Raw genomic sequence first — 22,743 nt, 5'->3', positions numbered from 1 at the left:
CAGTGGCGGGATGACGACGGTCCGGGAGACCCAGCCGGTGCTGACCGGGGCGCGGGTCAAGCTGCGCCCCTGGACGGCCGACGACGCCGAGGCGGTCTTCGCCGCGTGCCAGGACGCCGAGATCCAGCGCTGGACCACGGTGCCGTCGCCCTACTCCCACGACGACGCCGTCGGCTACGTCACGAGGTTCGCCCCACAGGCCTGGGAGCAGGGCGACGCGGTGTTCGCGATCGTCGACCCCGCGACCGGCGAGCCGGTGGGCAGCATCGGCGCGCACGGGGTCCGCGGCGGGACGGCGAACATCGGCTACTGGCTCGCGGCCGCGGCCCGCGGCCGGGGGCTGGCCCGCGACGCCCTGCGCACGCTCGCGCGCTGGTGCCTGCGGGAGGTCGGGGTCGCCCGCGTCGAGCTCGAGGTGGAACCGACCAACACCGGGTCGCGGCGGGTGGCCGAGGCCGCCGGCTTCACCGCGGAGGGCACGCTGCGGCGCCGCCTCGTGGTGCGCGGGCGCCGGATCGACGTCGTCATGTACTCCCTGCTGCCCGACGACGCCGCCGCGACGACCCTGTGACCCGTCGCGGTCAGAGGGCACCGGCCTGACGCAGGCGGCCGAGCTCGTCGGCGACCATCACGATCGCCGCGATCCGGCCGTCCGGGCCGAGGGTGAGGACGTCGACCACGGTCAGGGAGAGTCGCTTCCCGGTCGGGGCGAGCTCCCCGACCGCGGTCGACCACGGACCGGTGTGGTCGGCGACGAGCCGGAACGCCACGGCGAGCTTGCCGGGCGTCTCCACCACCTCCAGCACCTCGCGCTCGTGCCCGGTGAAGGCCGCGTGCAGCGCGCGGGCGCGGTCCACCATCTCGGCGACGGTGATCGACATGCCGTTGACCAGCACGGGATCGGTGTAGACGGCGGCGAAGTCGGCCTCGGGATCGGGCCGGGTGTCCGGCGGGACGGCCCAGAGGGCGAGCAGGCGGTCGACGGTCACGGGGTCCTCCTCGGTTCGGCTGATGAGGAGATGCTGCTCGTCACGAGAGCTGCGCGGATCGGTAGGAGATGCCCAGTTCGGGCGATGGGGTCGCCGGGATCCGCTGCCACGATCGGGGGATGGAGCTGCTCGAGCGCGAGCGGGAGCTCGCGGAGCTGGAGGCCGCGCTGTCCGCGGCGGCCGACGGTGCGGGCGAGGTCGTGTTCGTGCACGGCGAGGCCGGCATCGGCAAGACGAGTGTGGTCCGGGCCTTCCGCCGCCGCCTGACCGGGCGGGCCCGCGCCTTCCTCGGCGCCTGCGACGACCTGCTCTCGCCGCGCACGCTCGGCCCGCTGCGCGACGCCGCGCCGAAGGACGGCCCGCTGGCGACGGCCCTGGCCGGGGGCGACCGGGACGCGGTCTACGACGCGGTGCTCGACCTGCTCGCATCGGACGCGTCCCCGGCGGTGCTGGTGGTCGAGGACGTGCACTGGGCCGACGAGCCCACGCTCGACGTCCTGCGCCACGTCGGGCGGCGGATCGCGGACCTGCCCGCGATGCTCGTGCTGACCTACCGCGACGACGAGCTGGGCCCCGACCACCCGTTGCGCCCGGTCCTCGGGGCCCTGCCCCGCTCACGCCGGCTCCCGCTGACCGGCCTCTCCCGGGGTGCAGTGGCGACGCTCGCCGGCGGTACGACCGCGACCTCGGCCGCGCTGTACCGGCTCACCGGCGGCAACCCGTTCTTCGTCACCGAGGCCGTCGCGGCCGGGCCGGACGCGGTGCCCGCCACCGTCGTCGACGCCGTGCTGGCCCGCGCCCGGGGCCTGCCGCCGGACGCACTCGCGGCCCTGGAGCAGCTCGCCGTCGTCCCCTCGGGGGCGGGGCTGCCGCTGGCCAGGGCCCTGCTCGGCGACCTGTCGGTGCTCGCCCCCGCCGAGCGCGCGGGAATCCTCGAGGTGCACCCGGGTGCGGTGACCTTCCGACACGAGCTCGCGCGCCGCGCGGTCGAGGGCTCCCTCCCCGCGACGCGGCGGATGGCCCTGCACTCCGCCGTCCTGCGGGCCCTGCTGACCGACGACGAGCCGGACCTCGCCCGCGTCGTGCACCACGCCGCCGGCGCGGGCGACGACGCCGCGCTGGCCGAGTACGCGCCCGCCGCCGCGCGGCAGGCGGCCGCCGCCGGCGCGCACCGCCAGGCCGCCGCGCTGTACGAGCAGGCCCTGCGCACCGCGCTCCCCGACGCCGAGCGGGCCGCGCTGCTGGAGGACCTCGCCTGGACGCACTTCCACGGCAACGACCGGCCGGGCGCGGTCCGCGCGGGCACCGAGGCCGTCGCGCTGCGCGAACAGCTCGGCGACCCCGCCGCGCTCGGGCAGGCGCTGAGCACCCTGGCGCTGCAGCAGTGGGCCGCCCTGCAGATCGACGACGGGCTGCGGTCGGTCGACCGGGCCGTCGCGTCGCTGCGCCCCGGGGGAGACTCGTTCGCGCTGGCCTTCGCCCTGACCTACCGCGCCGTGATCCTGGTGAACCTGGACCGCGAGCGCGAGGGGCTGGAGGCCGCGGACGAGGCCCTCACCCTCGGCGGGCGGCTCGGCCTGGCCCCGCTGCGGCCCACCGGCCTGATCTACCGGGGCCGCGCGCGGTGGCAGCTCGGCGACGCCGGCGGCCGCGAGGACGTGCTGGCCGGGACCGCCCTCGCGGAGGAGCTCGGCCGGCTCGACGACGTCGTCATGGGCCACACGAACCTCGCCTCGCTCCTCTGGCGCTATGCCCGGTACGCCGAGCTGGAGGAGGTGCTCGAGGTGAACCGGCGCCAGACGGACGTCACCGAGCACACCACGCACGACCGCGTGGTGCGCTCCTTCGGCGCCCGGCTCACGGCGCTGCGGGGGAACTGGGCCGAGGCCGACGCGGAGCTGCGGTGGGGGCTCGACGACGTCGAGGGCGGCGGGATGGTCGCCCGGCAGGCCCTGCCCACGCTGGCCCAGATCGCCGTGCGGCAGGGCAGCGCCGAGGCGCCCGAGCTGTTGGCGACGGCCTGGGCGAACGCCGAGAGCGCCCGCACCCTGCCCGCGATGGTCGCCACGGCCGTCGCGGAGGCCGAGCAGGCGTGGCTGACCGGGCAGGACTCCCTCGCCGACCATGCCCGCGCCCTGCTCGCGCGGACCGAGGGCTCCGGCCGTGAGCGGGAGCGGGGCGAGCTCCTGCGCTGGCTGCACCGGCTGGGCGACGCGGTCGCCCCCTTCCCCGGGTGCCCCGAGGAGTACGCCGCCGGGCTCCGCGGCGACTGGCGGGCGGCGGCGGCCGCATGGGAGCACATCGGCGCCCCGTACGAGCGGGCGCTCGAACTGACCGCGTCGGGCGAGCCCGCCCCCACCCTCGAGGGCCTCGCGGTGCTCGACGCCCTCGGCGCCCGGCCGGCCGCCGCGCTCGTCCGCGCCCGGCTGCGCGGAATGGGCGTGCACCGGGTCCCGCGCGGACCCCAGCAGGCCACGCGCGAGAACCCGGCCGGCCTCACCGACCGCCAGCTGGAGATCCTCCGGCTGGTCGCCGCCGGGCGGACCAACCCCGAGATCGCGGCGACCCTCGTGCTGTCGGTGCGGACCGTCGACCACCACGTCTCGGCGGTGCTGCAGAAGCTGGGCGTCGCCTCCCGCCGGGACGCGGCGAGGGCGCTGGCCGCGCTGGAGGTGCCGGACTGAGCGGCTGATCGCTCATGCCGCGTCGCCCGCCTTGACCGCGCGGAGACCCGGAGCCCAGTCGGGCTGCGCGCCGGGGGGCAGCGGGGCGGCGAGGATCTCGTCGGCCACCCGCATCGAGAGCCGCCCGCCGCCGAAGCGGTGCCCGAAGTCCTGCCAGGCCAGCAGCTCACGGTGCAGCAGCTCGCCGATCGGGCCGGGATGGGTGCGCAGGGCGCGCGCCGCCGCACGGCGCAGGTGGGACGCCTCGGCGGGGGTCATGGCGGTCATGTCTCGTCCTCCGTGTCTCGTCTCCTCGGATCGGAACGCCGGAATCGTCCGTCCGCGGGGGTGCCGCTCTCATCGGTGACGGACACCCATCTCGGGCACCTACCCATGCCCACCCGCACGGGCATGGGTAGGTGCCCGGCCGAGATGGGTGGCTCTCGCCGATGGGCCGACCCGCCGCTCCCGGGCACGGTGTGTCCCGTCGGGCCGGACCGCCGGCCGCGAGACCAGCACCGAGGAGCACCCCATGAGCCAGACCGTCACCGACACCGTCCGCAACGGCGTCGACACCGCGACCATGTTCGCCACGCTCGACGCCATCAAGGCCCAGCCGGAGATCGCGCAGTTCCGGTTCCGCGCCACCAACACCTGGATCGACGGCGCGCACAACCGCTCGACGATCAAGGGCTTCTACGCCGCCTGCGCCGAGGACACCTCGCGCACCGAGGCCTTCACCCTCGACGCCGGCGAGCCCGCGATCCTGCTGGGCACCGACACCGGCCCCAACCCGGCCGAGTTCCTGCTGCACGCCCTCGCCGCGTGCGTCACGACCTCGCTGGTCTACTCCGCCGCCGCCCGCGGCGTACGGCTGACCTCGGTGTCCTCCATGCTCGAGGGCGACCTCGACGTGCAGGGCGCGATGGGCGTCAACACCGAGGACTACCGCAACGGCTTCGAGCGGATCCGGATGACCGTGACCATCGCGGGCGACGCGCCGCCGGAGAAGCTGCGCCAGGTCGTCGAGCGGGGTCGCGACCGGTCCGTGGTGTTCGACTCGGTGACCAACGGCGTCCCGGTCGACCTCGAGGTCGTCACCGCCTGAGCTGCAGGTGGCCGGGCGCGCCGAGGGGTCGCCCGGCCACCTGCCCGTCATCCCGGAGGTCCGTCATGGACTCGTACGACGCGATCGTCGTGGGCGCCCGGTGCGCCGGCTCCGCGACCGCGATGCTGCTGGCCCGGGCCGGGCTCGACGTCCTGCTCGTCGACCGCGCCGACCCCACCCGGGACACCCTCTCCACCCACGCGCTGATGCGCGGCGGGGTGGTCCAGCTCGAACGCTGGGGCCTGCTCGACGCGGTCGTCGCGGCCGGGACGCCGCCGGTCGCCACCACGACCTTCCACTACGGACCTGAGTCCGAGGTCGTCGAGATGTCCGCGCCGCTCTACGCGCCGCGCCGGACCGTGCTCGACGCGGCGCTGCTCGACGCCGCGCAGGCGGCCGGTGCGACCGTGCGGCTCGGGGTGGACGTGACCGGCCTGCTCCGGCGCGACGACCGCGTGTCCGGCATCGAGGCGCGGGTGCGCGGCGGGGGGACGCTGCGCGCCCGCGCCCCGCTGACCGTCGGTGCCGACGGGGCCCGCTCGACCATGGCGACGCTGGTCGGCGCCGGGACCGTGCGCCGCGGCCGGGCCGCGAGCGCGATCGTCTACGGGTACTTCCCGGCGCCGGCCACCGGGTACGAGTGGTTCTACGTCCCCGGGGCGACCGCCGGGATCATCCCGACCAACGACGGCCTGGCCTGCGTGTGGGCCGGGATGCCGCCGGCCGAGTTCGCCGCGGGCCGGCCCCGCGGGCTCGACGTGCTGTTCGACGACGTGTTCGGCCGGGCCGCGGGCGTCGCGCTGGGGGAGCGGCAGGGTCCGCTGCGGGGGTTCCCCGGCGCACCCGCGGTGCTGCGCACGCCGACCGGGCCCGGCTGGGCGCTGGTCGGCGACGCCGGGTACTTCAAGGACCCGCTCACCGCGCACGGGATCACCGACGCGCTGCGCGACGCCGAGCTGCTCACCCGCTCCGTCCTGGGCGAGCTCGACTACGGCCGCACCCGCGACCACGTGTCCCGGCTGCTCTTCTCGGTGGCCGAGGAGATCGCGGGGTACCGCTGGGACCTGCGGGAGATCCGCGCGCTGCTGCTCGCCGAGAGTGCGGCGATGCGGCCCGAGGTGCGCCTCCTGCGCCGGCTCGACGAGCGGGACGCGGTGGGGGAGGTGGCAGCATGATCGGCATGGTCGGGGTGGTGAGCGACCGGGATCGGTTGCTGCTCGCCCTCACCGAGCTCGTCCGGTACGGCGTGGCCGCGGAGGAGTCGCTGCCGGGCACCGCCGACGAGGCCCGGGAGCGCCTGCTCGTGGACCTGTGGACGCGGGCGCCCGAAGCCCTCGGGTCCTACGCCTTCTGGCTCCGCACCGACGAGACCTGCTTCGGCCCCGACGGCACTCTGCGGGCCGCCCTCCCGCTCCACACCAGTGACGAAGTGCACGAGCCGCTGCAGTTCCTCCTCGCCCGCGCGGGCTTCGAGGTGCACACCTCCGGCCCGGAGCTGCTGGTCGACGTTCCTCTTGCCGAGGCCGCCTGAGTTCCGCCCGATCGCCGTCCCGGGTACCGGGGCGGCGATCGGTGGTGTAGGGGGTCTCGCGCCACTCTCGGCGAGTGATCGCGATTGCGGTGCACACAGGGCTCGTGGCACTGCCACAACGGCACGCAAACGCCGATCACCGGGCGGAGGATCGGCAGTGTGCGGCGTCAAGCAGCCCGGCGTGCACCTGCACCTGGCTTCCATGATCGGCGGAAGTATGCGCGGAGGGCTAGTGAGCTCGCCACCACCGCACTCAAGCACCGATCACGAGCGCCGGCAGCACCTTTGTGATCGCCATTGAAGTGCAGATGCGGCTGGTCGAACCGCCGCTACCGCAGGCAGACACCGATCATGGACGGACGTCCGGGTGGCGGCGCGTAGTGATCACGTGCGGACTGTCCTCGGGAGCGCACGCACGCTCCGTTTCCATGATCGCCAGTGATGTGCACTCAGGGCTCCCTGGACCGCCATCACGGCACCGAAGCGCTGATCACGGCGCCGGCTGCACCTCGTGACTGCGCCGACAGCAGCTGGTGATTGCCGATGGCGGGCGCGTGCGGCTGGTCGAACCGCCGCCGCCGCACGCAAATGCCGATCACGGGGCGGAGGGGCGTTGATGTGCCGCACCGACAGATGGGGCGCGCACCTGTAGCCCGTCTTCATGGTCGCCGGGAGCGTGCGCCGAGGGCTCGCTCGATCGCCACCATCGCACGGGGCACTGATCACGGCGCCGGCCGCACCTCTCAGTGCGCCGACAGCAGCGGGTGATCGCTGATGACGTGCACGTGCGGCTGGTTGAACTGCCGTCGCTGCACACGAACGCCGATCACGGGCGGAGGGGCGCGGAGGGGCGTGATGTGCACCGACACGTGGGGCGTGCACCAGCAGCTCGGCTCCGTGATCGTCGGCGATGTGCACTGAAAGCACTCCTGACCGCCACCACCGCACGCAAGCTCTGATCACGGCGCTGGCTGCACCACATCAGGGCGCCGACGGCAGCCGATGGTCGCTGATGGCGTGCACCTGCGGCTGGTCGAGCCGCCGCCGCTGCACCCGAACGCCGATCGTGGGCGCGAGGACGTTGGTGGGCGGCCCGACTAGCGCGGCGCGCACCAGCAAGCTCGTTCTCGTGATCGTCGAAGACGTGCGCCCAGGGCTCAGAGGACCGCCGCCACCGCACGCAAGTGCCGATCACGGACGCGGGCTGCAACTTGTGATCGCCGTTGGAGTGCTCGTGCGGCTGGTTCGGACCGCCGCCTCCGCACGCAAGTGCCGATCACGGACGCGGGCTGCAACTTGTGACCGCCGTTGGAGTGCTCGTGCGGCTGGTCGTACCGCCGCCTCCGCACGCAAGTGCCGATCACGGACGCGGGCTGCAACTTGTGACCGCCGTTGGGGTGCACGTGCGGCTGGTCGGACCGCCGCCTCCGCACGCAAGTGCCGACCACGCGGGCTGCATCTCGTGATCACCGTCGGGGTGCGCCTGCGAGTGGCCGGGCCGCTGCTGTCGCACGTAGACAGCGATCACGCGGGCGTCGGCGGCATTTCACCAACGAGGACGAGCGGGTCAACCTGCTGCCACCGCCTCCACCCAGCTATCACGGGCACCCCGAGAACGCCGGACGCCACGCACCTGGCGGGGCGTCCGGGTCGGTGGTCAGGCGGCGAGGGCGGTGGGGCGCTCCGCGGCCCGCTCGGCGATCACCTCCGCCAGGTACTGCGCGTCGGCGCCGACGCCGTCGAGGAAGCTCGAGGAGCGGCGGTACTGCCAGCGCAGGCCGAGCACGTAGAGCCCGGCGGCAGCGGTGACGCCGCGTGAGTGGACGATCTCCCCGTCCATGCCGGACACCGGCGCCTCGATCCAGCCGTGGTCGCGGCCGAACCCGGTCGCCCACACCACGGCGGCGATCCCGTCCAGCGCCGGCGCCGTGCCGGCCTGCGCGGAAGCGGCCGGAGGTGCAGACTCGACCGGCACGTCCATTCCCGTCCGCGTGACGAACTCGTCGACCGCGCGTCGGAAGCGGGTCGCGTTGGCCGCGGCGTCGGCGACCACGGCGGCCAGGTCGTCGTCGCCGAACCGGAACCGGCCGTCCGCGCAGCCCAGCAGCCGCCCGTGCACGACGACGCCCTCGCCGGCCAGTCGCGGGACGTCGAGGTCCCGGGTCCCGCCGGCCAGCACGGCGTTGGGGGTGCGTCCGGGCGGGCCGGGCAGGGTGTCGACCGTGCGGTCCAGCATGCCGAGCCGCTCCATCCAGCAGTAGGCGTCGTGCCCGCGGTAGCGGCGGGGCAGCGCCTTGTGCCGCCCGACGGCGAGGTGCACGGTCCGGCCGGCCCGGGCCAGCTCGAGGGCGATCTGCTGCCCGGAGGGCCCGGCGCCGACCACCAGCACCGCGCCGGGCGGCAGCTGGTCGGGGTTGCGGTAGTCGGCGGTGTGCAGCTGGTGGATCCGTGCCGGGAGGTCCGCCGCCACCGCGGGGATCCGCGGGCGCGCCAGGTCCCCGGTCGCGACGACGACGCTCCGCGCGAGAAACCGGCCCGCGCTCGTCGTGAGCCGCCAGCCACCGGCGACCCGGTACAACCGCCGGACGTCCACCCCGGTGCGCACCGGCGCGTCGAACGACCAGGCGTAGTCCTGCAGGTACCGGGCCACTTCCGTGCCGGTCATGAAGCCGCCCGGATCGGCGCCCGCGTAGTGCCAGCCCGGTAGCCGGGTCTGCCAGTTGGGGCTGAGCAGCCGGAACGAGTCCCAGCGGCGGCTGTGCCAGCTGTCGGCGATCCCGGCGCGTTCCAGCACGACGTGCGGCAGGCCGCGGTCGGTGAGGCAGCGGCTCATCGCGAGTCCCGCCTGCCCGGCGCCGACGACGACGGTCCCGGTCACGGTCTCGATCATGGTGCCCTCCTGGGGGATCCGGTGTGGTGACGACGCTAGGGAGCGGGGGCCCGCGGGCCATCGGTGGCGAGTGCCCATCTCCGGCGGACGATGACCCATGTGGCGCGGGGGCGGAGGGTGGGCAGGTGGGCCCGCGAGATGGGTAGCCGACACCGATGGCGGGGCGGCGCCGCGCTCCTAGCGTCGATCCCGACCGAGCACCACCCCGACACCACCTCCGGGAGCCCGACATGACCGACACCCGCGACACCGCCCAGCGGACCGTGCCCCGCGTCGGCACGACCGCGAGCCGCTCCCGGCTCGTGACCCGCCGCGACATCACGCTGTTCACCGAGATCTCCGGGGACCGCAACCCGCTGCACTACGACGAGGAGCGCGCCGCCGCGACCCGCTTCGGCGGGATCGTGGTGCAGGGCGGGGTCACCACGGCGCTGCTGAACGCCGTCGTCGCGGAGGACCTGCCCGGTCCCGGGAGCGTGTTCCTGCAGCTCGACCTGGGGTTCAAGGCCCCCGTCCGGCCCGGCGACGTGATCACCGGGACGGTCGAGGTCACCTCCGCCCGCGAGGACAAGCCGATCACCGCCCTCGACGTCCGGGTGACCCGCGACGACGGCGTGGTGGCCGTCGAGGGCAAGGCCGTCTGCTACACCGAGCCGTTGTGACCGCCGACCCGGTGGCCGCGCTCGTCCCGGACCGGGACGTCGTCGCCGGCCAGGCCCGCGAGGCCGCCGCCCGGTTCGCCGTGCCGGTCCGCCGGATCGGCCCGGGCGACCCGCCCGCCGTCGGGGACTGGTCGGTGCGCGACGGGGCGGTGCACGTGGCCTGGGCGATGGACCGGTACACCGACTTCCTCGGCGGCACGCCCTCGACGGCCACCGCCGTGGAGCAGACCGCCACGTCCAGCGCCGCCACGATCGCCGAGGCCACCGAGCGCACGCCCGAGGGGCTGGCGCGGGCCGTCGACGAGGCGGGGGAGCGGTACCTCGTGGCTCGGTTCGCGCTGCCCGGCTACTTCCGTCGACCGTGACGGTTCACGAGAGGGCGCGGACCCGGCGGGCCCGGACGGCCTCCCCGCCGCCCGCCCAGTCCAGGGCCTCCTGGGCCGCGGACCGCAGCGCGGCGGCGCGACCGGCGCCGAGGACGTCGGCCAACTCCTCCTCCATCTCCGCGCGGATCCGCCGGGTGTCCTCGACGACCGCCGTGCCGCGCGCCGACAGCCGCACGAGCCGGACTCGCGCGTCCCGCGGATCGGACGTCCGCTCCAGGTAGCCGAGCCGTTCGAGCTCGGCGACGGCCTTCGACGCCGCCTGCTGCGTGACCCCCATCCGCTCGGCGATCTCGCCGATCGGCCGCGGCCCCTCGACGACGTGCTGGACGACGAATCCGTGCGACACCCGGATCTCCGGGTGCCCGGCGGCGTGCACCCGGCGCAGCGCCTCGGCGTTCAGGGCGAGGCCCGCGAGGTGCACCGCCGTGACGAGGTCGATCTCCATGCGAACAACCCTAGTTGTGCAACCATGGTTGTGCATCTACCGTGGTCGGCATGTCCACCACGGCGTCCGAGTTCGCCGAGTTCGTCGCGATCGCCCACCGCATCGTCTGGTGCACGCTCGCGACCGTCGACGCCCGCGGCCGCCCCCGCTCCCGGGTGGTGCACCCGCTGTGGACGGTCGAGGCCGACGGGAGCCTGGTCGGGCGGGTGACGAGCCGGCGCTCGTCGCCGAAGTCCGCCCACCTCGCCGTCCACCCCTACGCCTCGTGCTCGTACTGGGACCAGCAGCACGACGTCGCGGTCGCCGAGTGCCACGCGGAGTGGGACCCGGAGCCGGCCCGCTCCTGGCACCTGTTCACCGAGCCGGACCCGCCCGTCGGGTTCGACCCGGCCGCGATGTTCGCCGGCGGTCTCACCTCGCCCGACGCCGGGATCGTCGTGCTGCGGCCGTGGCGGTTGCGGTGGGGACGCGCCGAGGATCTCGCCGCGGGCGCGAGGCCCACCGTCCGGAGTCTCGGTGCCGCGGTGAGTGACAGGTGTCACCTCTGATGTAACACGGCTAGTTCCGTGCCGAGCGTCTTCCTGCGGGGAGCGGAAGGGCACGCGGATGGCGACGAGCGAACGTCCGGAGGGGCGGGACGAGGGCGCCCGGGCCCGGGCCGGCGACTCGCAGGCCCGGCGGGACTCGCGTCGGCGCACCGCCCTGGCGCGCCGCGCCCGCACCCGCACCGCGCTGCTGACCGCGGCTCGCGACGTCTTCGCCGACCAGGGCTGGGTGGAGACGCGGGTGGAGGACGTCGCGCGGGTCGCCGGGGTCAGCCCCGCCACCGCCTACAACCACTTCTCCACCAAACACGCACTGATCGGCGCCGCCTACGCCGTGGCGTGGCAGGAGGGCCTCGACGCCGAGCCCGAGGAGGAGGCCGAGCCCGAGGGCGAGACCGCAGGCGGGGGGCCTCCGCTGCCGGGGGCCCGAACCGCGGCGCTCGCCGCCCACCTGCGGCGGATCAGCCGGGTCGCCCGGCGGCAGCAGGCGCTCACCGCGGCCTTCGCCTGCGCGGTCCAGGACTACACCGCCCGGGTGCAGCGCCGGCCGTCGGCGCCGGACCCGGAGGACCCCCGCCTCGGCACGCCCGTTCCCGAACCGATCGCGGTCCTGCTCGACGCCGCGCAGCGCAGCGGCGAGCTGGGCCACCAGCGCGACCCCGTGGACCTGGCCGAGCAGCTGACCTTCCTGCTGTTCCTGCGCTGCTTCACCCACCCCGACGAGGACGCCGCCGACACCGCCGCGATGCTCCTCGCCATCGCCGTGGGCGTGCTTCCCGCGGCCCGGCGCTGATCACCGACCGCCCGGCCCGTGATCCTCGGCGCCCGGGTGGACGAGGCTGCGCTCCGCACCGGGCACGGAGTAGCCGCGCTCGGCGTAGGGGAACCCGTTGAGCTCCGTGGTCTCGGGCCGCAGCTGGTAGTAGGAGCGGATCTCCCGGATCAGCCCGTCCTCGGCCGTGAACCACTCGGCCCCGCGGGTGGCGACGCGGGCGGCCGCGCCCTCGGGCAGCCAGAACATGGTCCACTCGATGACCGCCTGCTCGCGCGTGGCGCAGATGCCGTCGACGACCCAGCGCGCCTGCAGCATGCGGGTGACCTTGCGCCAGTACCGGGCGAGGTGCTCCGCGCCCGCGACCGCCGTCGAGCCGGTGTTCGGGGCCAGGAACCAGTGCACGACGTCGCGGTGCAGGGTCGCGAGCATCGCGTCGACGTCGCCCGCGCTGCACCCGTCGTAGTAGCGGGTGATCAGCGCGGTCCACTCGGCCTCATCGGGCACGGGTCCCTCCTCCGCTCGAGGTGGCGCGCTCAGGCCGGGCGCAGCCGCAGGGGGAGAGCCTCCCAGGCGCGCAGGGTGTTGTTGAGGTGGCGCCGTGGCGGGCCCGCGAGCTCGATCGTCTCCACCCGCCGGGCCAGGGCGGTGAGCAGGGCCTCCGCCTCGAGCCGGGCCACGTGCTGCCCGACGCACTGGTGGATGCCCATCCCGAACCCGACGTGCCCGGACGGGTCCCGGGCCAGGTCGAACGCGTCGGCGTCGGGACCCCAGCGGGCCGGGTCGCGGTTGGCGGCGCCCAGGAACATGAGGATCTTGTGGCCGTCGGGGATCACGTGCCCGCCGATCGCGACGTCCCGGGTCGCGGTGCGGAAGAAGGTCTGCACCGGGGACTCCCAGCGCACCGCCTCGTCGAAGGCGACCCGGGCCAGGCCCGGCTCCTCCCGCAGCCGGCGCCACTGCTCGGGGTGGGTCGCGAAGGTGCACAGCACCGCGGACAGGCCGTGCACGGTGGTGTCCACCCCCGCGGTGAGCAGGGAGCGGACGACGAGCGGCGCCTGCTCGGGGGTGATGTCCCCGCGGTCGGACGCGGCCCAGATGTCCGCGCCGAACCCCTCCGGGGCGAGGACCTCGCGCGCGCACTGCGCGGCGACCCACGCCGACAGCTCGCCGACCCGCGGCGCCCCCGTCTCCACCAGCGCGTTGGCCGGGCCGAAGGCGTTGAACGCATGGTCGCCGTAGGGCAGCAGGTGCTCGCGGCCCTCCTGCGGGATGCCGACGGCGTCGGGGAACACCCGCAGCGGGAAGGCCTCGGTGAGGTGCGGGACGGCGTCGAACTCCGGGCCCTGCGCGTCGAGGACCTCGGCGACGAGCCGGTCGGCGTCGGCGAGCCAGGCCTCGTGCAGCTTCCGCAGCGCCCGCGGGCCGAGGATCTTCTGCAGCACCCGGCGGGGCGCGTCGTGCCGCGGCGGGTCGGCCTCGAGCAGCAGGCTCGGCGGGCGCCACGGCTTCTCGTGCCGGAAGTTCGACAGCCCGACGCCGGCGGCGGACTGGAACCCCTGCCAGTCGACGAGGGCGGCGCGGACCTGCTCGTAGCGGGCGAACGCGAACACGTCGTAGCGGCGCAGGTGGACGACCGGGCCGGCCTCGCGCAGGGCGGCGTGGAAGGGCAGCGGGTCCTCCAGGACCTCCGGCCCGAACGGGTCGACGTCGCTGGTGGGGAGGTCGTGGGCGGGCTCGGCGGTGAGCGTCACGGCGGGCTCCTGGTGGTGGAGGGTGGGCGTCAGAGGTCGAGGACGAGGCGGTCGCTGCGGGCCCGGGAGACGCACGGGAACAGGCAGTCGCCGGCGGCGCGCTCGTCGTCGTCGAGGATCGAGTCGCGGTGGTCGGGCTCGCCGGCGAGCACCCCGGTCTCGCAGGTCCCGCAGGTGCCCTGCCGACAGGACGAGAGGACCTCCACGCCGGCGTCCGCGATCGCGGCGAGCACGGACCGCCCGGGCGGGACCGTGACGGTCCGGCCGCTACGTGCGAGCTCGACCTCGAACGCCGTGTCCCGGGCGGGCGTGCCGAGCTCCCGGGCCACGAACCGCTCGGTCCGGACCGTATGGGTCGGCCACGCGGCGGTCGCGTCGGCCAGCGCGGCGAGCATCGGCGCGGGGCCGCAGGCGTAGACCCGCGTGCCGGGGTCGGGATCGCCGAGGAAGCCGCGCAGGTCCAGCAGGCCGTGCTCGTCCTGCGGCACGATCCGGACCCGCTCGCCGTGCTCCGCCAGCTCCCCGACGAACGCCATCGACGCGCGCGTCCGGCCGCCGTAGAGCAGCTCCCAGTCCGCCCCGAGCAGCGCGGCCTGGCGGATCATCGGCAGCAGCGGGGTGATCCCGATGCCGCCGCCCACGAACAGGTACCGCTCCGCGGGCACGAGCGGGAAGTTGTTGCGCGGGCCGCCGAGACCGACCGCGTCGCCCACGGCCAGGCGGTCGTGGACGTAGGCGGAGCCGCCGCGGCCGGCGGGCTCGCGCAGCACCCCGACGCGGTAGCGGTGGGCGTCCCACCGGTCCCCGCACAGCGAGTACTGGCGCGTCGTCCCGTCCGGCAGGACCAGGTCGACGTGGGCGCCCGGGGTCCAGTCCGGCAGCCGCGCGCCGTCGGGGGCCACGAGCTCCAGGGACACCACGCCGTCGGCCTCGACGCGCTTGGCGGCGACCCGGACCGTCGCCGCCACGGCGGTGCTCGGGACGGACGGTTCGGGGGCGACGGGCGGGCGATCGGCGGTGATCACGGGCGGTCCTCCGGCGGTGGGATCGGGTGGACAGAGGATGCGGACCCCGTCCCGCCGCGCAGAAGGCCGTTCTCAATGATTGAGAGAGGTTCTCCGTTCGCGCTGGTCAGGTGCCAGTGCCCGCTCGATGCCCCGTGCCGCGGCCTTCAGCACGGCGACGACGGTGAAGGCCTGGCCGTCGTTCGGCACGATCGCCGACAGCGCGGCCACGACCTCGCCGCCGGCGTCGCGCACGGGCACGGCGGTCCCGGTCGCGTCGGGATGGATGTGCCCGGGCGTGATCACGTGCCCGTCACGCCGGATCGCGGCGAGGACGGCCCGCAGCCGGCCCGCGTCGGTGAGGGTCTCGGCGGTGTACCGCTCCCGTGGTCCGGCGAGCACGCGTTCCTGCAGCTCACGCGGCCCGAACGCGGTGAGCACCAGCCCCGACGACGAGGCGTGCAGCGGAAGCCGGCCGGCGATCCGGGTGTAGTTGATCACCGCGCCGGGGGCGGACAGCCGCTCGAGGAACAGCACCTCGTCCCCGTCGAGGACGCCGACCTGCACGTGGTGCCCGACGACGGCGTGCAGGTCCTCCAGGAACGGCATCGCGGCCTCGCGCAGCGACAGGGTGGGGGAGGCCCGCTGGGCCAGCTCCCACAGCCGCACCCCGATCCGGACCCGGCCGTCCGGCCGCCGGGCGAGCAGCCCGTGCTCGACGAGCTCGGCGACCAGCCGGGACGCGGTGGCGACGTGCAGCCCCGACCGCCGCGCGATCTCCGTGACGGTCAGGTCCGGCTGCGCCGCCCCGAACGCCTCGAAGATCCGTACCGCGCGGGAGAGCACGGACTCCCCGGTCGCCACCCGTGGCATGCCGCCCAGCCTGCCACCCCTCCGCTCATCGGACGGCGGCCCGCCGGCCGTGCCGACCGGGCACGCCGGCACTGCGCGCGACCCGGTGGACCGTCCAGCCGAGGGCCGCGAGGCTCACGATCGCCACGATCGCCGTCCCGATCAGCGAGGACTGGCTGTCCCACAGGGTGTGCAGCGCGACGGCCAGCAGGTACGCCGCGATGAACCGGCCGATCGCGCGACCCCGCCAGTGCGACTCCGCTGCGGCGAACAGTGCGGCCGCCGCGATGCCGGTCCACGCCATGTGCCCGGCCGGACTCATGATCCCGCGCAGGAGCAGCACGTCGACGGTCGCGATGAGGCTGCCCTTCGACTGCAGCAGGGTCACGAAGGCGTAGCCCATCGTCTCCAGGGCGGCGAAGCCCGCGCCCGCGGCGACGCCGACGAGCAGCCCGTCGGCCGCGGTGCGGTAGCGGCGGAAGAAGATCAGCACGGCGAGCGGGATCAGCAGCTTGCTGGTCTCCTCGATCAGCCCGACGGCGGCCATCGGCAGGAAGCCGAGGTCGCGCTGGGCGTCGTACTCCAGGGTGCCGGCGACGACGGTGCCGATCACGCCGCCGAGGAAGGCGGCGGTCGCGACGACCGGGGCCGGGACGTCGTAGGGAAGCCGGCGGCCGTAGACGAAGGTCAGGAACGCGGCCGGGACGATCGCGGCGCCGAGCAGGATCGACGAGGGCACGAAGTTCGGGTCGCCGGTGGCGACCATGGTCCGCTCGACCGCGAGGAACAGCACGGCGCCGACCACGAGCACCCCGATCCAGGCGTGCCGGCGGGCGAAGGACGGGGGCGCGGAAGCCACGCCGCTGGGGCGCCGGGCGGCGTCGTCGGTGGTCACGGGTATCACGATTCTCCTCGCAGGGGCGTTCGAAGGGGTTCGACGGGGATGCAGCGGAGACGGTCGCCCGGCCGTCTTCCGATCCGTCTCCAGGCCGGACGGGTCAAGCGGGGACGTGCTCGTCGAGCCAGTCGAGGACCCGCTCGTCCCGTAGGCCGGCGGCGAGGGGCTCGCAGTGCCCGTCGGCACCCTCGGCGGCGGTGAACGGCATCAGCGTGATGTCGCAGGTCAGGGCCTCGGCCATGCGTGCGGACTGGCCGGGCCAGAACTGCTCGTGCTCGGGGTCGGTGACCAGCATCGGGCAGGTGATCGCGGCCAGCTCGGCGTCGGTCAGCGTGTACGCGCGGGCCGCGGTGAAGAAGTCGAAGGGCGAGGTGACGCCGTAGGGGCGCATCCGCCACTGCAGCACCCGGCGGGTGCGGGCGGAGAGCTTCAGCGCCCAGGCCATGTCCCGGTCGAACTTCTCCCGCTCGCCGGCGTCGAGGAGCTTCACCATCGAGTGCCCCAGCTGGGCGAGCATCGTGGTGGAGACGTCGACGACGCCGGGGTCGGCCACGGCCGCGGCGATGCGGTGCTCGTACGCGACGGCGCGCGGCACCCAGAAGCCGCCCTGGCTCACGCCCGCCACCGCGATCCGGGCGGGATCGACGTCCGGCCGCGCGACGAGGTGGTCGACCACGGGCGTCAGGACGTGCTCCCAGTCGGGACGGAACGGGATGCCCTGCCGGACCAGCGCCGCGTTCTGCCCCGGGCCGTCGTAGGTGACCACGGTCCACCCGCACTCGAGCGCGGCGGCCGCGGCGCGCGTCCACACACCGACGACGGAGCCGTCGCTGCCGTTGGTGAAGACGAGGGTGCGGCGGGGGCCGTCGGCGGGGCCGGAGCGGAAGACGTACCCGGGCAGGGTGGTGTCCTCGTAGGGGATCGCGAGGCGCTCGACGGCGACGTCCCCGATGCCGTTCGTGAGGTCGACGAACCGGTCCCAGGCGTCGCGGTGGCGCTCCCACAGCTGGGCGAAGCCGGGATCGCCGGCCATGTTGGCGGCCTCGGCGTAGTAGGTCGCGGCCCGCAGGTACCGGGCGGCGGCGGAGCGGGCGTGTCCGGCGGCCTCCGCCGTGCGGGCCTGCTCGACGACCCGGTCGGCCGTGGCGGTCCACTGCGCGACCCAGGCCGCGGCGTCGCCGTTCGGGATGCGGTCGATCGTCGCCAGCACCTCGCCCACGTCGGTGGCCCGGTGGAAGGCGCGGCCGAGCAGGTTCTCGACGGCGAACTGGAAGTCGGCGTCCTTGTAGAAGGCGTGCACGGGAGCTCCTCGACTGGTCGTGCGTCCGGTGTCCTGCTCGGTGCCGTACCGCCCGCCGCTACGTGCCGCGCCGTCCGACCGAGTGTCCCCACGCTCGCCCGCGCGCCTGTAACCGCGGTCCAACGGTCGTCGAGCAGCGGCTGGAGCGGAGTTGGAGCGCACCCCGGGAGGGTCGGCCCGGCACCGACACGGACACGGGGAGAGGAAGCGTCGTGCACGTCTACATCGAGGACCTGGTCACCACGCTGGAGGCGGCAGGGGAGCGGCCCGTGCTGCGCTGCGACGGGGTCGACACCACCGGCTCCGAGCTGCTGGCCGCCATCCGGCGGACCGCCCGGGCGCTCGACGGGCTCGGCGTCGGCCGCGGCGACCTCGTCGCGCTGCTCGCCCCGAACCGGCCGGAGGCGCTGGCCGTGCGGTACGCCGCGCACCTGATCGGGGCCGGCGCGGTGTTCCTGTCGGTGCCGCCGGACCCCGACCGCCGCGCCCGGATGATCGCCCAGTTCGACCCGCGGCTCGTCGTGGTCTTCCCGGAGACGGCGGAGCTGCTGCCCGCGGGCGTCACCGCCCCGGTGGGCGCGGTCGGCCCGGTGCCCGGCGTCGACCAGCGGCTCGACGAGCTGGCGGCCGCCGAGGACGCCGGCCCGCTGCCCTGCCGCGCCCGTCCCGAGGACCTCGCCGTGGTGATCTCCTCCGGCGGGACGACCGGCGTGCCGAAGGGCAGCCGGCGCGACTTCACCCACTACAGCGCCATGACCGCGGTCGCGCCCGCCCCCGGGCGCCGCCAGCTGGCCAACGGCAGGCTGGCCTACCTCACCCAGATCCTGGTCGACCAGACCCTGCTCGCCGGCGGCAGCGTGGTGCTGCAGGACCACTACGAGCCGCTCGCCACCCTCGAGACGATCGAGAAGGAGCGGATCACGCACCTGTTCCTGGTCGAGCCGCAGCTGTTCGACCTCATGGACCGCCCCGAGCTCGCCGAGCACGACCTGAGCTCGCTGCGCGCGCTGACCCACATCGGGGCGATGGCCGCGCCCGTGCTCCGGATCCCCGCCCACGACCGGCTGGGCCCGGTGATCATGCACACCTACGGGGCCAGCGAGATCGGGATCGTCAGCGCGCTGCTGCCCGCCGAGCACGACCGGCCCTCCCGCTTCCGCTGCGCCGGGCGGATCTTCCCGGGCGTCGACGTCCGGTTCCGCGGCGCGGGCGGCGCCCTCGACCCGCGGGCGGGGGCGATCGAGGTGCGGTCGCCGGCCATGGCCCAGGGCTACCGGCACCGCCCGGTGGAGGAGGCCGAGCACTTCGTCGACGGCTGGTACCGCACCGGGGACCTCGGCGAGCTCGACGCCGAGGGCATGCTGCGCGTCCTCGGCCGCGAGACCGACATCGGCGCGCTGGGTGCGGTCACCACGGTGGACCTGCAGGACACGCTGTGCCGGCTGCCGTCCGTGCGGTACGCGGTGCTGGTGGCGGACCTGGAGGAGGGCGTGCGCATCGCCGCGGTGGAGGCCTGGCCGGGCGGCACCGTCGACGCCGAGGAGTGCCGCGACGCGGTGGCCGCCGAGCACGGGCCGGAGGTGGCGGCGTCCCTGCGCGTGCTGCCCGTCGACCGTGTCCCGCTCACCGAGCAGGGCAAGCCGAACCGGCCGGCGATCCGGGCAGCGGCGCTGAGCGGCCGCGTGTAGCGCTCACTCCCGCCGGGCCCGCACGACGCCCGCCCAGGCGACCAGCACGGCCAGGCCCAGCGCGAGAAGGACGGGGAGCACGAACGCGCCCGGCCCCGCCCCGCGCTCCAGGGCGCGCACGGCGCTGCCGACCGGCGGCAGCCAGGGCTGCACGGCGGTCGCGATCACCACGACCGCCCCGACCAGCAACGACCGGCCGATCCGGCGGATCCACGGCCGCGCGCACAGCAGACCGACGGCCGTGCCCGTCGCCCCGGCCGCGAGGTGCGCCAGCAGCCCGGCGACGACGACCGCGGGCGACGCGGAGTACGGGGTCGTGACCAGCGGCCACACCACGCCGAGCACGGCGAGCCCGACGTCCCCGGCCAGTGCGACCAGCAGTGTTCCGGCCGCGACAGGCCCGAACCCGCCGGCCGCGGCGACCGTGACGCCCCGCTGCACCGGGTCCTCGGTGTGCGCGACGGTGAGCGCGAGCCAGGCCGCGACCGGGTAGAGCGTGATCACCGAGGCACCCCACGGCTCCGGCAGCCGGCCGGGATCGCCACCGAACAGCACCGCGAGCACCGCCACCTGCAGCACGACGGGGAGCACCACGCGCTGCGACCGCACGGCGTCGGCCAGCAGGTAGCGGGCCACGGCGACGGCGGTCACGCCGGCCCCACCGACTCGACCGAGCACCCCAGCTGCAGCGCCGTGAACAGCACGGCGTCGGACTCGGCGGGCGCGGCGCGCAGGTGCAGCCGCCCGCCCTCGAGCCGCCCCGCCGGCCCGAGCCGGCGCCGGACCTGCTCGGCGTCGGGGCATCGCAGCACGATCGCGACGGCCGGCGGGGGAGGCGGGGCCTCGCCGACCCGTCCCCCGGCCAGCCGCAGGTGCCGGGCGCCGCGGAGGCGCGCGGCCCGCCCGGTGTGGTCGGTGACCAGCACCGTCGCCTCGGCCGCCGCCTCGGCGAGCAGGTCGGCGAGGGTGTCCGCCGCCGCCGCGTCGAGGCCGGCCCACGGCTCGTCGAGCACGATCAGGCCCGCTCCGGCGCCGAGCGCCTGTGCGAGCCCGACCTTCTGCGCGTTGCCCTTCGACAGCCGGGCCATCGGCTCGCGGCGCGGCCCGGCGAACCCGAGGCGGTCGAGCAGGCCCGGCTCGGGCCCGACGCCCCGGATCCGCGCGAGGTGGCGCAGGTAGGCGTCGGCGGGCAGGCGCAGCTGGGCCGGGAAGCGGTCCGGGAGGTACCCGACGACCGCCGGACGCCCGGTCACCCGGCCCGCGGTGGGGACGGCACAGCCGGCCACGATGCGCAGCAGCGTCGACTTGCCGGACCCGTTGCCGCCGGCGAGCACCACCGGTGCGCCGGGCCCGAGGGCGAGATCGACACCGGCCAGGACCGGCGGGCCGTGCCGGTATCGCTTGTGGACCCCCTCCACCCGCAGCACGGGTGTCAGGTTTCCACGGGGGCCGGGAGCCTCAGGCGGCGGTCCGGCCGAAGTCCTTGCCGACGGTCTCGGCCCGCTCGTGGGCCTGCGCCCGGACCTGGGCGGCGAGGGGGCGGAGCTCGGCCATCGCGGGCTGCACGTCGGCCAGGGTCAGCTCGGCCTCGATGAGCGTGACGTCGGCACCCCAGACGTCGGCGAGGATCCGGACGATCCAGCCCGTGGCGTGGTCCCAGCCCTCGCGGGGCGTGCCGGCGCCGTAGCCGCCGCCGCGCGCGACGACCAGCGCGACGGACCGGCCCGCCAGCGGCGCGGTGCCGGGCGCGAAACGCGGGTCGGTGATGAGCAGGTCGATCCATGCCTTGAGGTGCTGGGACACCCCGAAGTTGTAGAGCGGCGTCGCGAGGACGACGGCGTCGGCACGGAGCACCTCGTCGGCCAGCCGGGCGGCCAGCCCGAGGGCCTCCCGCTGGGCGTCCGTGCGCTGGTCTTCCGGGGTGAAGCCGGCCAGCGCGGCGGTCGGCCACGCGTCGACGGGGATCGGGTCGGCGACGAGGTCGCGGCGCACGACGGTGCCGCCCGGGTGCTGGTCGAGGTAGGCCCGCTCGAGGGTGTCGGCGACCTCGCGGCTCACCGAGCCCTCGGTGCGGATGCTGCTGTCGAGGCGGAACAGGGACACGGGAACCTCCGGGAAGAGAAAACGCGGTCGATAGATGTTCTGTATAACAGATTATCTTGTCAACAGAGCGCCTCGTGACGGTAGTCTCGACGGCGTGACCACCCCGCAGCGCGTCGACGCCGACCTCGGCTGGGCGCTGGGCCGGGTCACCCGCGCGCACCTGCACACGGCGCAGGAGGTGGTCTCCGGGCTGCCCGGCGGCCCGCGCGGCTACCAGGTGCTGGCCGCCGCGAACGACGGCGAGGTCAGCACCCAGCTCGCCATCGCCCGCATGCTCGGCGTCGACCGGACCGTGATGACCTACCTGCTCGACGAGCTGGAGGGCGCCGGCCTGGTCGAGCGCCGTCCGGACCCGGCGGACCGGCGGGCCCGCCGGATCGTCCTCACGCCGGCCGGCCGCGAGCGGCTCTGCGACCTCGACCGCAGGCTCCGCGAGGCCGAGGAGCGGCTCCTCGCCCCGCTCGAGCCGGCCGAGCGGGACACGCTCCGGGAGCTCCTGCGCCGCCTTGCCACCGGCACCGGGCACGACGGCGCCTCCGCCTGCCAGGTCGCCGAGGAGATCACCGCGACGGACGGCTGCTGACCGGCGCTACTGCAACGGGATCTCCAGGTCGCGGTCGGCCTCGCCGCGCGGCCCGAAGATCCGCCGCTCGGACTCGTCGATCACGAGGTCGTTGATGCTGGCCTCGCGGCGGACCATCAGCCCGTGCTCGTCGAACTCCCAGTTCTCGTTGCCGTAGCTGCGGTACCAGGTGCCGGCGGCGTCGTGGCACTCGTACTGGAAGCGGACGGCGATGCGGTTGCCGGCGAAGGTCCACAGCGACTTCCGCAGCGCGTAGTCGAGCTCGCGCTCCCACTTCTCCGTGAGGAAGGCGACGATCTCCGCACGGCCGCGGACGAAGCGGTCGCGGTTGCGCCACACGGAGTCCTCGCTGTAGGCGAGCGACACCTTCTCCGGGTCGCAGGTGTTCCAGGCGTCCTCGGCGGCCTGGACCTTCTTCCGTGCGGTCTCGAGGGTGAACGGGGGGAGGGGCGGTCGGTCGGCCACGGCGTCGTCTCCTGACGGGGTTGAGAACGTGCGTTCTCCCGGACCGTAGAGAACAGGCGTTCTCCGATCAATGCCGGTCACACGAAGTTGTCCGCCGATAACCGG

General features: G+C 75.3%; 26 protein-coding genes. 11 read left to right on the top strand and 15 right to left on the bottom strand.

Going from position 1 to position 22,743, the window contains the following annotated elements; all coding sequences use genetic code 11:
* Nucleotides 1–10: 10 nt before the first annotated feature.
* A complete protein-coding gene (locus ACQP04_RS21820; RefSeq protein ID WP_433502412.1) occupies nucleotides 11–571 on the top strand; it encodes a GNAT family N-acetyltransferase in 561 nt (186 codons plus the stop codon).
* A gap of 10 nt (nucleotides 572–581) precedes the next feature.
* On the opposite strand, the gene ACQP04_RS21815 is transcribed toward ACQP04_RS21820, so the two are convergent.
* The gene (locus tag ACQP04_RS21815; protein ID WP_433502411.1) at nucleotides 582–989 is read right to left on the bottom strand and encodes an ester cyclase; all 408 of its coding nucleotides are present in this window, start codon (nucleotides 987–989) and stop codon (nucleotides 582–584) included.
* 119 nt (nucleotides 990–1,108) lie between these two features.
* Between ACQP04_RS21815 and ACQP04_RS21810 the strand changes: the two genes are divergently transcribed.
* Nucleotides 1,109–3,673 (top strand): ATP-binding protein, encoded by a 2,565-nt coding sequence (locus ACQP04_RS21810; RefSeq protein ID WP_433502410.1) that lies wholly within the window; start codon nucleotides 1,109–1,111, stop codon nucleotides 3,671–3,673.
* 12 nt (nucleotides 3,674–3,685) lie between these two features.
* Here the strand turns inward: ACQP04_RS21810 and ACQP04_RS21805 are convergent, their stop codons facing one another.
* The gene (locus ACQP04_RS21805) at nucleotides 3,686–3,940 is read right to left on the bottom strand and encodes a hypothetical protein (RefSeq protein WP_433502409.1); all 255 of its coding nucleotides are present in this window, start codon (nucleotides 3,938–3,940) and stop codon (nucleotides 3,686–3,688) included.
* 244 nt (nucleotides 3,941–4,184) lie between these two features.
* On the opposite strand from ACQP04_RS21805, the gene ACQP04_RS21800 reads away from it, so the two are divergent.
* The 3 genes from ACQP04_RS21800 to ACQP04_RS21790 all read left to right on the top strand — a co-directional run bounded on the left by ACQP04_RS21800 (nucleotide 4,185) and on the right by ACQP04_RS21790 (nucleotide 6,291).
* A complete protein-coding gene (locus ACQP04_RS21800) occupies nucleotides 4,185–4,760 on the top strand; it encodes an OsmC family protein (RefSeq protein ID WP_433502408.1) in 576 nt (191 codons plus the stop codon).
* A 65-nt stretch (nucleotides 4,761–4,825) separates the two neighbouring features.
* Nucleotides 4,826–5,935, top strand: a complete 1,110-nt coding sequence (locus tag ACQP04_RS21795) for an NAD(P)/FAD-dependent oxidoreductase (protein ID WP_433502407.1) — start codon at nucleotides 4,826–4,828, stop codon at nucleotides 5,933–5,935.
* Complete coding sequence (locus ACQP04_RS21790) at nucleotides 5,932–6,291, top strand: hypothetical protein (RefSeq protein WP_433502406.1); 360 nt, start codon at nucleotides 5,932–5,934, stop codon at nucleotides 6,289–6,291. The genes ACQP04_RS21795 and ACQP04_RS21790 overlap by 4 nt, the downstream gene beginning before the upstream one ends.
* Nucleotides 6,292–7,272: 981 nt before the next feature.
* Here the strand turns inward: ACQP04_RS21790 and ACQP04_RS21785 are convergent.
* On the bottom strand, nucleotides 7,273–7,404 hold the full coding sequence (locus ACQP04_RS21785; RefSeq protein ID WP_433502405.1) for a hypothetical protein: 132 nt from the start codon (nucleotides 7,402–7,404) through the stop codon (nucleotides 7,273–7,275).
* 544 nt (nucleotides 7,405–7,948) lie between these two features.
* The gene (locus ACQP04_RS21780; RefSeq protein ID WP_433502404.1) at nucleotides 7,949–9,181 is read right to left on the bottom strand and encodes an NAD(P)-binding domain-containing protein; all 1,233 of its coding nucleotides are present in this window, start codon (nucleotides 9,179–9,181) and stop codon (nucleotides 7,949–7,951) included.
* A 230-nt stretch (nucleotides 9,182–9,411) separates the two neighbouring features.
* On the opposite strand from ACQP04_RS21780, the gene ACQP04_RS21775 reads away from it, so the two are divergent.
* Together ACQP04_RS21775 and ACQP04_RS21770 are read left to right on the top strand one after the other, a co-directional pair.
* Nucleotides 9,412–9,843: a MaoC family dehydratase gene (locus ACQP04_RS21775; protein ID WP_433502403.1), complete on the top strand. Its 432-nt coding sequence runs from the start codon at nucleotides 9,412–9,414 to the stop codon at nucleotides 9,841–9,843.
* Nucleotides 9,840–10,208 carry a hypothetical protein gene (locus ACQP04_RS21770; RefSeq protein ID WP_433502402.1) on the top strand — a complete coding sequence of 123 codons (369 nt, stop codon included), beginning with the start codon at nucleotides 9,840–9,842 and terminating at the stop codon, nucleotides 10,206–10,208. The genes ACQP04_RS21775 and ACQP04_RS21770 overlap by 4 nt, the downstream gene beginning before the upstream one ends.
* A gap of 4 nt (nucleotides 10,209–10,212) precedes the next feature.
* Here ACQP04_RS21770 and ACQP04_RS21765 read toward each other — a convergent pair whose 3' ends face one another.
* On the bottom strand, nucleotides 10,213–10,674 hold the full coding sequence (locus ACQP04_RS21765) for a MarR family winged helix-turn-helix transcriptional regulator (protein WP_433502401.1): 462 nt from the start codon (nucleotides 10,672–10,674) through the stop codon (nucleotides 10,213–10,215).
* Between the two features lie 50 nt (nucleotides 10,675–10,724).
* On the opposite strand from ACQP04_RS21765, the gene ACQP04_RS21760 reads away from it, so the two are divergent.
* Both ACQP04_RS21760 and ACQP04_RS21755 read left to right on the top strand, forming a co-directional pair.
* Entirely contained in the window at nucleotides 10,725–11,222 is a 498-nt protein-coding gene (locus tag ACQP04_RS21760; protein ID WP_433502400.1) for a pyridoxamine 5'-phosphate oxidase family protein, read from the top strand.
* 58 nt (nucleotides 11,223–11,280) lie between these two features.
* Nucleotides 11,281–12,012 (top strand): helix-turn-helix domain-containing protein, encoded by a 732-nt coding sequence (locus ACQP04_RS21755; RefSeq protein ID WP_433502399.1) that lies wholly within the window; start codon nucleotides 11,281–11,283, stop codon nucleotides 12,010–12,012.
* Here ACQP04_RS21755 and ACQP04_RS21750 read toward each other — a convergent pair whose 3' ends face one another.
* The 6 genes from ACQP04_RS21750 to ACQP04_RS21725 all read right to left on the bottom strand — a co-directional run bounded on the left by ACQP04_RS21750 (nucleotide 12,013) and on the right by ACQP04_RS21725 (nucleotide 17,799).
* Complete coding sequence (locus tag ACQP04_RS21750; protein ID WP_433502398.1) at nucleotides 12,013–12,498, bottom strand: nuclear transport factor 2 family protein; 486 nt, start codon at nucleotides 12,496–12,498, stop codon at nucleotides 12,013–12,015. It abuts the gene before it with no gap.
* 29 nt (nucleotides 12,499–12,527) lie between these two features.
* Nucleotides 12,528–13,745, bottom strand: a complete 1,218-nt coding sequence (locus ACQP04_RS21745; RefSeq protein ID WP_433502397.1) for a cytochrome P450 — start codon at nucleotides 13,743–13,745, stop codon at nucleotides 12,528–12,530.
* A gap of 29 nt (nucleotides 13,746–13,774) precedes the next feature.
* Entirely contained in the window at nucleotides 13,775–14,713 is a 939-nt protein-coding gene (locus tag ACQP04_RS21740) for a PDR/VanB family oxidoreductase (RefSeq protein ID WP_433508415.1), read from the bottom strand.
* Nucleotides 14,714–14,842: 129 nt separating this feature from the next.
* Entirely contained in the window at nucleotides 14,843–15,622 is a 780-nt protein-coding gene (locus ACQP04_RS21735) for an IclR family transcriptional regulator (RefSeq protein ID WP_433502396.1), read from the bottom strand.
* A 25-nt stretch (nucleotides 15,623–15,647) separates the two neighbouring features.
* Nucleotides 15,648–16,496 carry a PrsW family intramembrane metalloprotease gene (locus ACQP04_RS21730; RefSeq protein ID WP_433502395.1) on the bottom strand — a complete coding sequence of 283 codons (849 nt, stop codon included), beginning with the start codon at nucleotides 16,494–16,496 and terminating at the stop codon, nucleotides 15,648–15,650.
* Nucleotides 16,497–16,599: 103 nt separating this feature from the next.
* Nucleotides 16,600–17,799: an alpha/beta hydrolase family protein gene (locus ACQP04_RS21725; protein WP_433502394.1), complete on the bottom strand. Its 1,200-nt coding sequence runs from the start codon at nucleotides 17,797–17,799 to the stop codon at nucleotides 16,600–16,602.
* Nucleotides 17,800–18,011: 212 nt separating this feature from the next.
* Between ACQP04_RS21725 and ACQP04_RS21720 the strand changes: the two genes are divergently transcribed.
* Entirely contained in the window at nucleotides 18,012–19,487 is a 1,476-nt protein-coding gene (locus ACQP04_RS21720) for a class I adenylate-forming enzyme family protein (protein ID WP_433502393.1), read from the top strand.
* A gap of 3 nt (nucleotides 19,488–19,490) precedes the next feature.
* On the opposite strand, the gene ACQP04_RS21715 is transcribed toward ACQP04_RS21720, so the two are convergent.
* Genes ACQP04_RS21715 through ACQP04_RS21705 form a run of 3 tightly spaced genes read right to left on the bottom strand, consistent with a single transcriptional unit; the run spans nucleotide 19,491 to nucleotide 21,590 of the window.
* Entirely contained in the window at nucleotides 19,491–20,138 is a 648-nt protein-coding gene (locus ACQP04_RS21715; RefSeq protein ID WP_433502392.1) for a hypothetical protein, read from the bottom strand.
* The gene (locus ACQP04_RS21710; protein WP_433502391.1) at nucleotides 20,135–20,914 is read right to left on the bottom strand and encodes an ATP-binding cassette domain-containing protein; all 780 of its coding nucleotides are present in this window, start codon (nucleotides 20,912–20,914) and stop codon (nucleotides 20,135–20,137) included. Before ACQP04_RS21710 ends, ACQP04_RS21715 begins: the two co-directional genes overlap by 4 nt.
* A gap of 31 nt (nucleotides 20,915–20,945) precedes the next feature.
* Entirely contained in the window at nucleotides 20,946–21,590 is a 645-nt protein-coding gene (locus ACQP04_RS21705; RefSeq protein WP_433502390.1) for an FMN-dependent NADH-azoreductase, read from the bottom strand.
* Between the two features lie 94 nt (nucleotides 21,591–21,684).
* Between ACQP04_RS21705 and ACQP04_RS21700 the strand changes: the two genes are divergently transcribed.
* Nucleotides 21,685–22,173, top strand: coding sequence for a MarR family winged helix-turn-helix transcriptional regulator (locus ACQP04_RS21700; protein ID WP_433502389.1), 489 nt, complete (start codon nucleotides 21,685–21,687; stop codon nucleotides 22,171–22,173).
* Between the two features lie 6 nt (nucleotides 22,174–22,179).
* Here the strand turns inward: ACQP04_RS21700 and ACQP04_RS21695 are convergent, their stop codons facing one another.
* The gene (locus tag ACQP04_RS21695; RefSeq protein ID WP_433502388.1) at nucleotides 22,180–22,638 is read right to left on the bottom strand and encodes a nuclear transport factor 2 family protein; all 459 of its coding nucleotides are present in this window, start codon (nucleotides 22,636–22,638) and stop codon (nucleotides 22,180–22,182) included.
* Nucleotides 22,639–22,743: the final 105 nt, after the last annotated feature.

The organism is Pseudonocardia halophobica, assembly GCF_050948485.1.
GTDB classification, from domain to species: domain Bacteria; phylum Actinomycetota; class Actinomycetes; order Mycobacteriales; family Pseudonocardiaceae; genus Pseudonocardia; species Pseudonocardia halophobica.
Note: the sequence above shows the minus strand (reverse complement) of the source record. Positions and strands in the feature narration are given on the sequence as shown.

Coding starts and splice junctions, on each gene's coding strand:
- ACQP04_RS21820 (WP_433502412.1), top strand. CDS start 11: ATGACGACGGTCCGGGAGACCCAGCCGGTGCTGACCGGGGCGCGGGTC.
- ACQP04_RS21810 (WP_433502410.1), top strand. CDS start 1,109: ATGGAGCTGCTCGAGCGCGAGCGGGAGCTCGCGGAGCTGGAGGCCGCG.
- ACQP04_RS21805 (WP_433502409.1), bottom strand. CDS start 3,940: ATGACCGCCATGACCCCCGCCGAGGCGTCCCACCTGCGCCGTGCGGCG.
- ACQP04_RS21800 (WP_433502408.1), top strand. CDS start 4,185: ATGAGCCAGACCGTCACCGACACCGTCCGCAACGGCGTCGACACCGCG.
- ACQP04_RS21795 (WP_433502407.1), top strand. CDS start 4,826: ATGGACTCGTACGACGCGATCGTCGTGGGCGCCCGGTGCGCCGGCTCC.
- ACQP04_RS21790 (WP_433502406.1), top strand. CDS start 5,932: ATGATCGGCATGGTCGGGGTGGTGAGCGACCGGGATCGGTTGCTGCTC.
- ACQP04_RS21780 (WP_433502404.1), bottom strand. CDS start 9,181: ATGATCGAGACCGTGACCGGGACCGTCGTCGTCGGCGCCGGGCAGGCG.
- ACQP04_RS21775 (WP_433502403.1), top strand. CDS start 9,412: ATGACCGACACCCGCGACACCGCCCAGCGGACCGTGCCCCGCGTCGGC.
- ACQP04_RS21765 (WP_433502401.1), bottom strand. CDS start 10,674: ATGGAGATCGACCTCGTCACGGCGGTGCACCTCGCGGGCCTCGCCCTG.
- ACQP04_RS21760 (WP_433502400.1), top strand. CDS start 10,725: ATGTCCACCACGGCGTCCGAGTTCGCCGAGTTCGTCGCGATCGCCCAC.
- ACQP04_RS21755 (WP_433502399.1), top strand. CDS start 11,281: ATGGCGACGAGCGAACGTCCGGAGGGGCGGGACGAGGGCGCCCGGGCC.
- ACQP04_RS21735 (WP_433502396.1), bottom strand. CDS start 15,622: ATGCCACGGGTGGCGACCGGGGAGTCCGTGCTCTCCCGCGCGGTACGG.